This window comes from Bradyrhizobium sp. USDA 372 (assembly GCF_053629095.1).
The window spans coordinates 4,668,231-4,680,189 of record NZ_JBRJHR010000001.1; the positions used below are offsets into that span (position 1 = coordinate 4,668,231).

12 protein-coding genes are annotated in these 11,959 nt (G+C 65.6%); 8 read left to right on the plus strand and 4 right to left on the minus strand.

Annotation, left to right across the window (positions count from 1 at the left end; genetic code table 11):
• Window positions 1-168 precede the first annotated feature (168 nt).
• Window positions 169-690, minus strand: coding sequence for a Clp protease/crotonase-like domain-containing protein (locus AB7M16_RS22010; RefSeq protein WP_172786677.1), 522 nt, complete (start codon window positions 688-690; stop codon window positions 169-171).
• 267 nt (window positions 691-957) lie between these two features.
• On the opposite strand from AB7M16_RS22010, the gene AB7M16_RS22015 reads away from it, so the two are divergent.
• The 7 genes from AB7M16_RS22015 (at window position 958) to AB7M16_RS22045 (ending at window position 8,559) form a co-directional block, all read left to right on the plus strand.
• Window positions 958-2,616 carry an FAD-binding dehydrogenase gene (locus AB7M16_RS22015; RefSeq protein ID WP_453945212.1) on the plus strand — a complete coding sequence of 553 codons (1,659 nt, stop codon included), beginning with the start codon at window positions 958-960 and terminating at the stop codon, window positions 2,614-2,616.
• Window positions 2,617-3,537 (plus strand): alpha/beta hydrolase family esterase, encoded by a 921-nt coding sequence (locus tag AB7M16_RS22020; RefSeq protein WP_172786679.1) that lies wholly within the window; start codon window positions 2,617-2,619, stop codon window positions 3,535-3,537. It begins immediately after the preceding gene.
• 116 nt (window positions 3,538-3,653) lie between these two features.
• On the plus strand, window positions 3,654-4,004 hold the full coding sequence (locus AB7M16_RS22025; RefSeq protein WP_130363611.1) for a RidA family protein: 351 nt from the start codon (window positions 3,654-3,656) through the stop codon (window positions 4,002-4,004).
• Window positions 4,005-4,117: 113 nt separating this feature from the next.
• Window positions 4,118-4,483 carry a nuclear transport factor 2 family protein gene (locus AB7M16_RS22030; RefSeq protein WP_172786680.1) on the plus strand — a complete coding sequence of 122 codons (366 nt, stop codon included), beginning with the start codon at window positions 4,118-4,120 and terminating at the stop codon, window positions 4,481-4,483.
• Between the two features lie 77 nt (window positions 4,484-4,560).
• A complete protein-coding gene (locus AB7M16_RS22035; RefSeq protein ID WP_453945213.1) occupies window positions 4,561-7,146 on the plus strand; it encodes a ligase-associated DNA damage response DEXH box helicase in 2,586 nt (861 codons plus the stop codon).
• A gap of 42 nt (window positions 7,147-7,188) precedes the next feature.
• On the plus strand, window positions 7,189-7,860 hold the full coding sequence (gene pdeM, locus AB7M16_RS22040; RefSeq protein WP_453945214.1) for a ligase-associated DNA damage response endonuclease PdeM: 672 nt from the start codon (window positions 7,189-7,191) through the stop codon (window positions 7,858-7,860).
• A 267-nt stretch (window positions 7,861-8,127) separates the two neighbouring features.
• Window positions 8,128-8,559, plus strand: coding sequence for a hypothetical protein (locus AB7M16_RS22045; RefSeq protein WP_036041807.1), 432 nt, complete (start codon window positions 8,128-8,130; stop codon window positions 8,557-8,559).
• Window positions 8,560-8,677: 118 nt separating this feature from the next.
• On the opposite strand, the gene AB7M16_RS22050 is transcribed toward AB7M16_RS22045, so the two are convergent.
• The gene (locus AB7M16_RS22050; protein ID WP_453945215.1) at window positions 8,678-9,454 is read right to left on the minus strand and encodes a DUF2865 domain-containing protein; all 777 of its coding nucleotides are present in this window, start codon (window positions 9,452-9,454) and stop codon (window positions 8,678-8,680) included.
• Between the two features lie 245 nt (window positions 9,455-9,699).
• Entirely contained in the window at window positions 9,700-10,263 is a 564-nt protein-coding gene (gene pyrE, locus AB7M16_RS22055) for an orotate phosphoribosyltransferase (protein ID WP_036014130.1), read from the minus strand.
• Window positions 10,264-10,434: 171 nt separating this feature from the next.
• Between pyrE and AB7M16_RS22060 the strand changes: the two genes are divergently transcribed.
• Window positions 10,435-11,061: a glutathione S-transferase family protein gene (locus AB7M16_RS22060; RefSeq protein WP_453945216.1), complete on the plus strand. Its 627-nt coding sequence runs from the start codon at window positions 10,435-10,437 to the stop codon at window positions 11,059-11,061.
• Between the two features lie 170 nt (window positions 11,062-11,231).
• Here AB7M16_RS22060 and AB7M16_RS22065 read toward each other — a convergent pair whose 3' ends face one another.
• Entirely contained in the window at window positions 11,232-11,867 is a 636-nt protein-coding gene (locus AB7M16_RS22065) for a LysE family translocator (RefSeq protein WP_453945217.1), read from the minus strand.
• Window positions 11,868-11,959 lie beyond the last annotated feature (92 nt).

Genomic DNA, 11,959 nt, shown 5'->3' on the forward strand with positions numbered 1-11,959 from the left:
ATGGGTGCAGCGGTTGAGCCATGACAACGATCGGGACGAAGGCCCCGGTTCCCTGGCTTTCAGATAGGCTTTACGCCGCCTGCGGGCAAGGCGCCGCCAGCAGGCAAGGCGCCGCCAGCAGGCAAGACGCCGCCGCCAGCGCCACAGGGGGCCGTCAGGCTGCGGAGGTCAGTGAAGGAGCTGGCCCCGAGCAGACTCAAGTTGCTCCGCCTGCGGAAGCGACCGGCGCGACGGCTTGGCCGTCGAAGCCTGCGCGTCCAGGTAGCAGGGTTTGTACATGGCCTCGAGCTGCTTGCCCCTCAGGAACAGCATCCGCGGGGTCAGGCCGCCCCGCTGGCCGATCCAGCGCCTCACCTGCGAGGGATACATCGCATAGAGCATCTGGGTTGCTTCGGGATTGGTGACGGCGCGGCCGTTGGCGCCGAAATCCCAGGCGGCGTGGAAGCCGAGCGTTGCGTGCGAGGTCACGCAGATCCGGTCGTGCGGGATGGCACCGAGAACGATCGTGCAGGCCGAGGCGCAGAGGCCGTCGATGATGACCGTCTCGCCCGATTGCCTGAGGTCCTGGTATTTGTCGACGTAGGTTCCAATCCGGCCGCCGCGGTCATCCGCGATCCGAACCACCGCGTGAGAAGCCCCCATGCCCGCGATCAAGAGAACCGCCGCAAGCAACCCCGTCAGAAACTTCATTGTCCCCCGCCCCAGTCGAATTCGAATCTGCGTGTCCGGTGGTGATGCACGGCTAGCGTCTGTCGTAACCAAGGTTTTGTCTAGGCAGGCCTGCTGGCCCAAAACAAATTCAAATCCAGTGTTGCGTTCGCGCTGCACCCCGCCGGTCTCTATCCCAAAGTGGAACAAGTTAACGAGGTCTTACGCGCCATACCCTTGATCTCAGTTGCAACCGCTGGCTTCAATCCGGGCAATTACCGGGAGAAACTCATGGAGGGGGAGAAGCGCATGGCTCAGGAAACCGACGTCATCGTCGTCGGCGCGGGACTGTCGGGGCTCGTTGCCGCCACCGAGATCGCCGATGCGGGCAAGCGCGTGATGGTCGTCGACCAGGAAGGCGAGCAGTCGCTCGGCGGCCAGGCGTTCTGGTCGTTCGGCGGATTGTTCCTGGTCGATTCGCCGGAGCAGCGCAGGCTCGGCATCAAGGACTCCTACGAGCTCGCCATGCAGGACTGGCTCGGCACCGCCGGCTTCGACCGCGACGAGGATTTCTGGCCGCGCCAATGGGCCGAAGCCTATGTGGCCTTCGCGGCCGGCGAGAAGCGCGGCTGGCTGCGTGCGATGGGCCATCGCTTCTTTCCCGTGGTCGGCTGGGCCGAGCGCGGCGGCTATGACGCGATGGGACACGGCAATTCGGTGCCGCGCTTCCACGTCACCTGGGGCACCGGCCCGGGGATCGTCGAGCCGTTCGAGCGCCGCGCGCGCGAGGCGATGAAGTCTGGCCGATTGATCTTCAGATTCCGCCATCGCGTCGATGCGCTCTCTATCACCAATGGCACGGTGGACGGCGTCAGCGGTGTCGTTCTTGCGCCTGATAATGCAGAGCGCGGCAAGAGCTCCTCGCGCAACGTGGTCGGCGACTTCGCGCTGAAGGCGCAGGCCGTGATCGTCGCCTCCGGCGGCATCGGCGGCAACCACGAGCTGGTGCGGCAGAACTGGCCGGAGCGGCTGGGCGAGCCCCCGAAATTCATGATCTCCGGCGTGCCCGAGCATGTCGACGGCCGCATGATCGGTATCACTCAAAAGGCCGGCGCGCGGCTGATCAACCGCGACCGCATGTGGCATTACGTCGAGGGCATCCAGAACTGGAACCCGATCTGGCCGCGCCACGGCATCCGCATCCTGCCGGGTCCCTCCTCGATGTGGTTCGACGCTACAGGCACGCGGCTGCCGGCGCCGCTGTTCCCGGGCTCCGACACGCTCGGCCAGCTCAAATACATCATGTCGACCGGCTACGATTATTCCTGGTTCATCCTGACCCAGAGCATCATCAAGAAGGAGTTTGCGCTGTCGGGCTCGGAGCAGAACCCCGATCTGACCGGCAAGAGCTGGCGTATGACACTTCGCCGCGCCACCAACAAGGGAGCGCCGGCGCCGGTGGAGGCGTTCAAGAGCCATGGTGTCGACTTCATTGTCGGCGACAAGCTCGATGAGCTCGTTGCGGCCATGAACAAGCTCGCCGGCAGCGATCTCCTCAAGCTCGAGCACATCAGGATGCAGATCGAGGCGCGCGACCGCGAGATCGCCAATCCCTACGTCAAGGACGCGCAGGTCATGAACATCCACAATGCGCGCCGCTATATCGGCGACAAGCTGATCCGCACCGCTTCCCCGCACCGCATCCTCGATCCCGCGCATGGGCCGCTGATCGCCGTGAAGCTCAACATCCTCACCCGCAAGACGTTGGGCGGCTTCGAGACCGATCTCGACTCCCGTGTGTTCGGTGACGAGGGACGCGTCATTCCCGGTCTCTACGCCGTCGGCGAAGCCGCCGGCTTTGGTGGCGGGGGCGTGCATGGCTATCGATCGCTGGAGGGGACTTTCCTGGGCGGCTGCCTGTTCTCGGGCCGCAATGCAGGCCGGGCCGCCGCCAAGGCGGTGGGCTAGATGGTGCGGCGGTGGATGTGCATCGGGACGCTGATCGCTGCATTGGCGGCAGCTTCAGCTGCATCCGCCGATACGATCGACGTCAACGGGGTGAAACGCTCCTACACCGCGCAGCTGCCGGCCAAGCGGCCCGCACCGCTCGTGATCGTGCTGCACGGCAAGACCCAGCGCGGTGCCGACATGGTGACGCGGACGGCCTGGCCGCAGGTTGCCAGGCGCGAGGGCCTGGCCGTGGTGTTTCCGGACGGGCTCAACAACGCATGGGCGGACGCGCGCACGAAGGCGGGGCCTGCCCTGCGCGGACCACCGGCGGGCACCGATGACGTCGCCTTCATCGCAAAGCTCGTCGAGAAGCTGGTGGCCGACGGCACGGCCGATGCAAAGCGCGTCTTCGTCGCCGGCGTCTCCAATGGCGGCGCCATGGCGATGACCTTGGCCTGCGCGCGTGCCGATCTGTTTGCGGCAGCTGCGAGTGTGATCATGAATCTCACCGATGAAGCTGCCGTCACCTGTCATCCGTCGCGGCCGCTGCCGATGCTGCTCATGAACGGGACCGCCGACCCGCTGGTCCCTTATGAAGGCGGGCGCGGATCGAGCTATTTTGCTGCAGACGGATTCTGGTCGACGGACGAAACGCTGGCGTTCTGGCGCAGGCTGAATGGCTGCGAGACCGACGACGCCGGGATGTCCGACATGCCCGACACGGCGCCGGCAGACCAGTCCACAGTGACGCGGATCGGCTCGCGTTGTCCGGCGGGGCACGACGTCGTCCTCTATCGCATCAACCACGGCGGCCACCGCATGCCAGGCTTCGCTCCGGATGCCCGCTTCCCAAAAGTGGCCAGGAGCCTGCTCGGATCGCAAAATGGCGACATCGACGGTGCCGAAACGATCTGGACCTTCTTCAGTCGGTTTCCGTGAACGGCGCATGCATTGCCGGCCAACGCATGCGTGGCAGGCAACGCATGCGTACCGGGGGTGGCACAGTGCAAATCGCTGGGCTAGACAGGGCCGCCATTCCAGTCAGGAGATCCCCAATGAGCATTCAGCGTTTTGAAACCGGCCCGCGCATGAGCCAGGTCGTCGTGCACGGCAACACCGTCTACCTCGCCGGCGTTGTCGCCAATAACGCGGCCGGTGAAAGCGTGACCAAGCAGACCCAGGACATCCTGAAGACGATCGACGGCCACCTTGCCAAGGCCGGCACCGACAAGTCGAAGCTGCTCTCGGCCACGATCTACATCACCGACATGAAGACCTTCGGCGAGATGAACGCGGTGTGGGACGCCTGGGTCTCGCCCGGCAATACGCCTGCGCGCGCCACCGTCGAAGCCAAGCTGGCGGCCCCGCAATACACCGTCGAGATCATGGTGACGGCAGCGAAGTAATTTTTGCGAAAACTTCACGCGCGTTGATGACCTCCGAGGTAATCGATCAACGCGCGTGAACCTTCGATAGTCACCGTCAGCCGGACAACACGGCGCCATCGAAGGAGAGCACCATGACCGATCCCGTCACCATCGCCCGCCGCTACATCGAGCTCTGGAACGAGCGCACTGCTGGCCGCCGCCGCGAGCTGCTCAGCGAAAGCTGGACGACGGATGCGAGCTATGTCGATCCCCTCATGAAGGGCGACGGCCAGGACGGCATCGAGGCGCTGATATCAGGCGTGCAGCAGCGCTTTCCCGATTTCAAATTCAAGCTGATCGGCGAGCCCAATGGCTACGGCGACCACATCCGCTTCTCGTGGGGACTTGGTCCTGACGGCGTCGACAGCCCGATCAAGGGCACGGATTTCGCCGTGCTCAAGGACGGCCGGATCAGGAGCGTGACCGGATTTCTCGATCAGGTGCCGGCCGGGGCGTAGACCTCGGGCCCTCCTCGTGCAGGCGGGGAGGGCGGCCCCCCTCGACGAAGCCATCCCTACGGCTTACCTGTCATGCCGTGCCGCCCCGTATCCTCCAAACATCGGCCGAGCCGGCCGCGCTGCTGCCGGATCGCTTCCAGGCCTGGTTCGCAGCTCGCGGCTGGTCGCCGCGCGTGCATCAATTGGCACTGCTGGAGAAGGCGCGCGAGGACCGCTCGGCCCTGCTGATCGCACCGACCGGTGCCGGCAAGACGCTGGCCGGATTTCTGCCGACGCTGGTGGAGCTGTCGGCGCAGCCGGTGACGCGAGACGCGGGCGCGAAGAAGAGCCTCGTCTCCACCGGCCGCAGCGTGCAGCGCAGCGGCGGCCTGCATACCCTTTATATTTCGCCACTCAAGGCGCTCGCCGTCGACATCGCGCGCAACCTCGAGCGTCCCGTCGCCGAGATGGGCCTGCCGATCAAGGTCGAGACCCGCACCGGCGATACGCCGGTCTCGCGCCGCCAGCGGCAGCGGCGCTATCCGCCTGATGTGTTGCTGACGACGCCCGAGCAGCTCGCGTTGCTGCTCTCCTCCGACGACGCACCGTTCCTGTTTTCTGCCCTGAAGCGCATCGTGCTCGATGAGCTGCACGCGCTGGTCACGTCCAAGCGCGGCGATCTGCTCTCGCTCGGGCTCGCGCGATTGTGGCGCCTCGCCCCGCAGATGCGCGCGATCGGCCTGTCGGCAACCGTGGCCGAGCCGGAGCAGCTGGCGCGCTTCCTGGTGCCGCAGCCCGACGGCAAGGAACGAGCAGCCGACATCGTCGTCGCCGGCGGTGCCGCGCCGCCCGTGGTCGAAATGCTCGACACGCGCGAGCGGCTGCCCTGGGCCGGCCACAGCGCGCGCCACGCGCTCCCCGAGATCTACGAGCTGATCAAGGCCAACAAGACCACGCTGGTCTTCGTCAACACCCGCAGCCAGGCCGAGATGCTGTTCCAGAATCTCTGGAGCATGAACGATGACGGTCTTGCCATTGCGCTGCATCACGGCTCGCTCGACGTCGCCCAGCGCCGCAAGGTCGAGGACGCCATGTCGGCGGGCCGGCTGCGCGGCGTGGTCTGCACCTCCTCGCTCGACCTCGGCGTCGACTGGGGCGACGTCGATCTCGTCGTCAATATCGGCGCGCCAAAAGGCTCCTCGCGCCTGATGCAGCGCATCGGCCGCGCCAACCATCGCCTCGACGAAGCTTCGCGCGCCGTGCTGGTGCCGGCCAACCGTTTCGAAGTGCTGGAGTGCCGCGTCGCGATCGACGCCATCGCCGAGAATGCGCAGGACACGCCGCCCTTGCGCACGGGCGCCCTCGACGTGCTGGCCCAGCATGTGCTCGGCTGCGCCTGCGGCGAGCCGTTTTTCAGCGACGAGCTCTATGGCGAGGTCCGCACCGCAGCGCCCTACGCAAGTCTGTCGCGGCAGGATTTCGACGATGTCGTCGATTTCGTCGCCTCCGGCGGTTACGCGCTGAAGACCTATGAGCGGTTCGCCCGCATCAAGCAGGACAAGGAGGGACGCTGGCGCGTCGCCAATCCAAAAGTGCGGCAGAGCTACCGCATGAATGTCGGCACCATCGTCGAGGACGACATGCTGAAGGTGCGGCTGGTGCGCTCGCGCGGCGGCGGGACAGGATCCACGGGCGTGATCGCGCGCGGCGGCCGGCTGCTCGGCGAGATCGAGGAAGCCTTCATCGAGGGCCTCTCGCCCGGCGACACCTTCGTGTTCTCGGGCGAGGTGGTGCGCTACGAGACCCTGGTCGAGGACCAGGTCTATGTCTCGCGCGCGCATGACAAGGACCCCAAGGTGCCGTCCTACATGGGCGGCAAGTTTCCGCTCTCGACCTATCTCGCCGAGCGCGTGCGCCGCCTGCTCGACGACGGCCGCGCCTGGGGCGGCTTGCCGGAGCAGGTGCGCGACTGGCTGTCGCTGCAGAAGGATGTCAGCAGAGTGCCGGCGGTCCGCGAACTGCTGGTCGAGAGCTTTCCGCGTGCCAACAAGCATTATCTCGTCTGCTACCCCTTCGAGGGACGTCTCGCGCATCAGACCCTCGGCATGCTGCTGACGCGGCGGCTGGAGCGCGTCCGCGCGCGGCCGCTCGGCTTCGTCGCCAACGAATATGCCGTGGCGATCTGGGGGCTCGGCGATCTCTCTTTCATGATCCGTCAGGGCCGGATCGACCTCAACGCGCTGTTCGACCCTGACATGCTCGGCGATGATCTCGAAGCCTGGCTCGCCGAATCCGCGCTGATGAAGCGCACCTTCCGCAATTGCGCGATCATCTCCGGCCTGATCGCGCGTCGCCACACCGGCGAAGAGAAGAGCCGCCGCCAGGTGCTGTTCTCGACCGATCTCGTCTACGACGTGCTGCGCAAGCACCAGGCCGATCACGTCCTGCTCCGCGCCGCGCGCGCCGATGCCGCCACCGGCCTGCTCGATTTGCGCCGCCTCAGCGACATGCTGATGCGCATCCACGGCCGCATCACCCACCGGGAACTCGACCGCGTCTCCCCGCTCGCCGTGCCGGTGATGCTGGAAATCGGCCGCGAGTCAGTTTATGGCGAAGCTGCAGACGAGCTTTTGGCGGAAGCCGCCGACGAGCTTGTCAAAGAGGCGATGGATAGAAGCGGGTAAGACGTGACGGCAGGCGCGCAGGTATCGGGAGATGTCGAGGACATGCGCCTTTCCAGAGTCACGATCAGCGATGTAACCTTCGCGGCCGATCTTTCCGGCGCGTTGTTCTGGGACGAGCAGCGCCTGCTCGTCGTCTCCGACCTGCATCTGGAGAAAGGCTCGAGCTTCGCGATGCGCGGCGTGCTGCTGCCGCCTTACGATACCATCGCGACGCTTGGCCGGCTCGCTGCTGTCATCTCCCGCCATGATCCGCGAGTAGTCATCGCGCTCGGCGACAGTTTTCACGACCGCAGCGCGCATGAGCGCTTGTCGGCCGAGGACCGCGACGCGGTGGCCGCACTCCAGACCGGCCGCGACTGGATCTGGATCTCGGGCAATCATGATCCCATGCTGCCGCGCGATCTCGGCGGCACCATCGCGGATGAAGTCGCGATCGGCCCGATCACCTTCCGCCACGAGCCGACCGGCGCACGCGGCGAGATCGCTGGCCATCTGCATCCGAAGGCGCGTGTCTCGGCGCGCGGCCGCTCGATGGAGCGCCGCTGCTTCGCCAGCGACGGGTTGCGCGCGGTCATGCCTGCGTTCGGCGCCTATGCCGGCGGCCTCAGCATCCGCGACGCCGCCTTCGCCAGGATCTTTCCGAAGAACGGCTTTGTCGCCCATCTCCTCGGCGACCGCCGTGTCCACGCCATTGCGGCGTCGCGTTGCTATTGAGGCGCCCGCCGAATTAGGACAGCAGTACGATCGGTATTTTTCCGGAATCGCGAAAGCCCGTTGTCGGTTTTAACGTCACGCTTGCCGGGGCTGGATTTCATCCCGAACAAGATTGCAACCGGCAAGGGGTCGCCTCGGGCGGCCCCTTTCGATTCCGCATACACCTGGAACAAATTAAGAACACTTTAGCAAGTCTTTGATATATCATTGTGATTCGGTATCTAGCCGACACAATATCTAGCGTTTGTCAGACTCCGCGAGGACTACATGTCCACCATTGCCTTCGACCAGTTTGCCCTCACCCGGATCGCCGATTTCGCGCGCTCGCTGTCGCGGCTGCATCAGGCCGCGCGGCGCCAGAGGGTCGACGATGACCAGTTCGATCGCGAGTTCAACGCGGTATGTCAGTCGATCTGGGGCTACACCATCGACGACGTCAGCGACGATCTGTTCTCGCCCGAAGATCATCTGTTTCTCGACACGCTGGACGAAGCGCATGCGCGCATCTTCGCGGCCGAGCAGGGCTATGACCTTGTCGGCGATCAGGGCATGCTGACGGACTGGTGGGGTTTCTGCTGGATGATCCTGGCCGAGAAGCGCGGCCTCCTGACGCCGGAAAACCGCGCCGCCGCGCGCGCGGCGATCGAGGAGAAATATCTGGCGGCGCCGAACGTGATCGGGGTGATCATCGGGAGGTAGTGCCGCAAACTCCGTCATTGCGAGCGTAGCGAAGCAATCCAGAATCTTTCCGCGGAGGGATTCTGGATTGCTTCGTCGCAAGGACTCCTCGCAATGACGGCTCAGATGCAGGTGAGGCTTATTCCAACCCCGCCCGCTTCGCCGGCTTCGCGGTCGTCTTCGGCACCGTCACATCCGGCAGTGCCTCGCGCACGATCTCGTTTGACGCCGGCGCATCCGCCGACACCGTCTCTGCCCGCACCGGCGCCACCTTCATCTCGCCGAGCCGCGCGCGGACCTGGGCAGTGAGGCCGGGGTAGGAGGCGACCGGGGTGAATTCCGCAGCCTGGTCGTTGCCGACGCGGATGCCCGTATAGGCGACGAGGCCGTCGGTGGTGGCGATCACGTCACCGGCTTTCAGCGAGGAATCCAGGGCAAGATCGACCGGAGCGAGGCCGACCGGCTCACGGCCGTTGCAGGTGCAGTCGGCGCGCAGCGCCTTGCGATAGGCGAACGCATTCTCGCTTTCGGCGTAACGCTCGCCGGTCTGGGAATAGGCGCCCTCGATGCTGGAGCCGAAATAGACTTTTGTCGCGGTGGCAGGGCAGAATGCCTGACACATCTGCGCGGGCGAGACGAGGCCGCGCATCAGCGGGAAGTATTTGCCGTCACAGCTGCGCACGCAGAAGGCAGGTCCCGAGCCGCCGGCCGCGGCCGAGCGGGTCGGCGGCACATATTGCGGAGAGGCATTCTGCTGGCTGCTGAAGGGATCTACGTAGGAGTTCGCCTGCTGCGGCACCTCGCGCTGCGGCCGCTGCTGCTGCAGACCACCGAAGAGGAAGTCGAACAGGCCTTCGGCCGAAACCGGAGCCGGAGTTGCGAGCAGCGGCGCTGCCAGCATGGCGGCCACAAGCATCGCGCGACGCCGCCGGCGCGCATGGGACATGACTGTACGCAATGCTTACTCCACCCGACGCTACTGAACCGGCTGGGACCGAGAGGTCTCAGCACACGATTCACCATAAAGCGGGATGGTAAATGAGCAGTTGAGCGGAGGCGGTTTCAAGACGAGGCGGTGGCCTCTTTAAGGCCGGGCCCAGCTTTGGACGGATGGTGGCTTCCGGGGCACACTGAGGCATGACGGCGGAGAAATTTCCGCCTTCACCCCTTCAAAAATTCCGATGCCTTGTACAGCGAGCGGAACGGCAGGCCGGCCGCACCGAACGTGTCGGTGGCGCCCTCTTCGCGGTCGACCATGGTCAGCACCAGCACGACATTGGCGCCGGCCTCGCGCACCGATTCCACCGCCTTCATCGCCGAGCCGCCGGTCGTGGTGACGTCCTCGACGATCACGACGCGCTTGCCGGCCAAGGTCTCGCCCTTGGGCAGGCCCTCGATCGCGAGCTTGGCGCCGTGCTCCTTCGGTTTCTTGCGCACGAAGAAGGCCGCGATCGGATGGCCCTTGATCCAGGAGATCTGCGCCAACGCGCCGGCGAGCGGCACCGCGCCCATCTCGAGCCCGCCGATGAAATCGAGCTGGTCGTCCTTCAGCGCCTCGTAAGTCAGCTCGGCGAGCAGCGTCGCTCCCTCGGGGTCGAGCATGGTCGGCTTGAGGTTGAAGTAGAAATCGCTCTTGCGGCCCGACGCGAGCGTCACCTCGCCGCGGCCGAATGAGCGCCGGCGGATGATTTCGAACAGGCGGGCGCGGGAGGCGGATTTCGACACGGCGGTCCCTCGAACAGCGTTTTTGGAGGAGGCGGAATTTATCCGCGACCGGCGCGACATTCCAGAGGGGGCGTCTCCCGTCAACAGGGATCGGCCATCCCGGTCCGCCGGTTGTGAGGGTGCAACCTTCTGGAGTAGTTCAGGGGGCACGCCTCTTGGGAAGGACATGGAATGACCATCGAGCTCTACACCTGGAACACGCCGAACGGCCGCAAGATTTCGGTCGCGCTGGAGGAGATGAGGCTGCCCTACAAGGTGATCCCGGTGAACATCACCAAGGGCGAGCAGATGGCGCCCGAGTTCCTCAAGCTCTCCCCAAACAACAAGATCCCCGCGATCGTCGACCCCGAGGGCCCCGACGGCAAGCCCGTCAGCATCTTCGAATCCGGTGCGATCCTGCTCTATCTCGGTGAAAAGACCGGCAAATTCCTGCCGAAATCGCTTATCCAGCGCATCCCGGTCTACGAATGGCTGATGTGGCAGATGGGCGGCTTCGGGCCGATGCCCGGCCAGGTGCACCATTTCATCGCGCTCGAGAACGAGCAGGACCGGGCCTACGGCTTGAAGCGCTTCATGGCCGAGACGCGCCGGCTCTATGGCGTGCTCGATCGTCGCCTGGAGGGGCGCGACTTCGTCGCCGGCGATCTCTCGGTTGCCGATTTTGCCATCCTGGGCTGGGCCTGGCGCCATCCTCGCCACAAGGTTGAGCTGGCCGACTTCCCCAACGTCAAGCGCTGGTACGAGGCCCTGATGGCCCGGCCGGGAGTGAAGCGCGGCATGGAGGCGAAGCTGGACTAGCCTGCCAGAGCCTCGTGCCCCGGACGCAGCGCAGCGCGCAAGCGGTGCGCTGCAGAGCCGGGGCCCATGCCTCTGCGATTTTTATTCTTAGCCTTCTGGGTCCCGGCTCTGCGCAGCAGCGCAAGAGCGCTGCAGCGCGTCCGGGACACGAGCGCGGCCTGCAACGTCGGCTACACCTTCTTCGCTTCCACCGCCATCCGCACCGCAAGCCCAGCCAGCACGGTGCCCATCAGCCAGCGCTGCACCAGCATCCAGCTCGGCCGGTTCGCCAGGAACAGCGCGATCGAGCCGGCCGCGAGCGCGATCATCGCGTTGACGCTGACGCTGATCGCGATCTGGATCGCGCCCAGCACCACTGACTGCGTCAGCACGCTGCCCGCCGCGGGATCGATGAATTGCGGCAGCAGCGCCAGGTACAGCATCGCGATCTTCGGGTTGAGCAGGTTGGTGACGAAGCCCATCGCGAACAATTTGCGCGGGCTGTCGACGGCGAGCTTCCTCACCTGGAACGGCGAGCGCCCGCCGGGCTTCACCGCCTGCCAGGCGAGCCACAGCAAGTAGCCGGCGCCGGCAAAGCGCAGCGCGTCGTAGGCGAAGGGAATGGCGAGCAACAGCGCCGTGATGCCGAACGCCGCGCACAGCATGTAGAACACGAAGCCGAGCGCCACGCCGCCGAGCGAGACGATGCCGGCCGCGGGCCCCTGCGTGATCGAGCGCGAGATCAGATAGATCATGTTCGGCCCCGGCGTGAGCACGAGGCCAAGGCAGACGAGGGCAAAGCCGAGCAGAGCGGAGGTGTGGGGCATGGGTGAACCGGTGCGGGAGATGCAGAGGGTCTAATATGGGCGGGATCGCCGAGCCACCGCGCAATTGCACGGAGGACAATCAGGTGCTCGCT

What these genes read in the sequence shown, in the direction of transcription:
- AB7M16_RS22010 (WP_172786677.1), bottom strand. Translation starts at nt 690, where the DNA reads ATGAAGTTTCTGACGGGGTTGCTTGCGGCGGTTCTCTTGATCGCGGGC.
- AB7M16_RS22015 (WP_453945212.1), top strand. Translation starts at nt 958, where the DNA reads ATGGCTCAGGAAACCGACGTCATCGTCGTCGGCGCGGGACTGTCGGGG.
- AB7M16_RS22020 (WP_172786679.1), top strand. Translation starts at nt 2,617, where the DNA reads ATGGTGCGGCGGTGGATGTGCATCGGGACGCTGATCGCTGCATTGGCG.
- AB7M16_RS22025 (WP_130363611.1), top strand. Translation starts at nt 3,654, where the DNA reads ATGAGCATTCAGCGTTTTGAAACCGGCCCGCGCATGAGCCAGGTCGTC.
- AB7M16_RS22030 (WP_172786680.1), top strand. Translation starts at nt 4,118, where the DNA reads ATGACCGATCCCGTCACCATCGCCCGCCGCTACATCGAGCTCTGGAAC.
- pdeM (WP_453945214.1), top strand. Translation starts at nt 7,189, where the DNA reads ATGCGCCTTTCCAGAGTCACGATCAGCGATGTAACCTTCGCGGCCGAT.
- AB7M16_RS22045 (WP_036041807.1), top strand. Translation starts at nt 8,128, where the DNA reads ATGTCCACCATTGCCTTCGACCAGTTTGCCCTCACCCGGATCGCCGAT.
- AB7M16_RS22050 (WP_453945215.1), bottom strand. Translation starts at nt 9,454, where the DNA reads ATGCTTGTGGCCGCCATGCTGGCAGCGCCGCTGCTCGCAACTCCGGCT.
- AB7M16_RS22060 (WP_453945216.1), top strand. Translation starts at nt 10,435, where the DNA reads ATGACCATCGAGCTCTACACCTGGAACACGCCGAACGGCCGCAAGATT.
- AB7M16_RS22065 (WP_453945217.1), bottom strand. Translation starts at nt 11,867, where the DNA reads ATGCCCCACACCTCCGCTCTGCTCGGCTTTGCCCTCGTCTGCCTTGGC.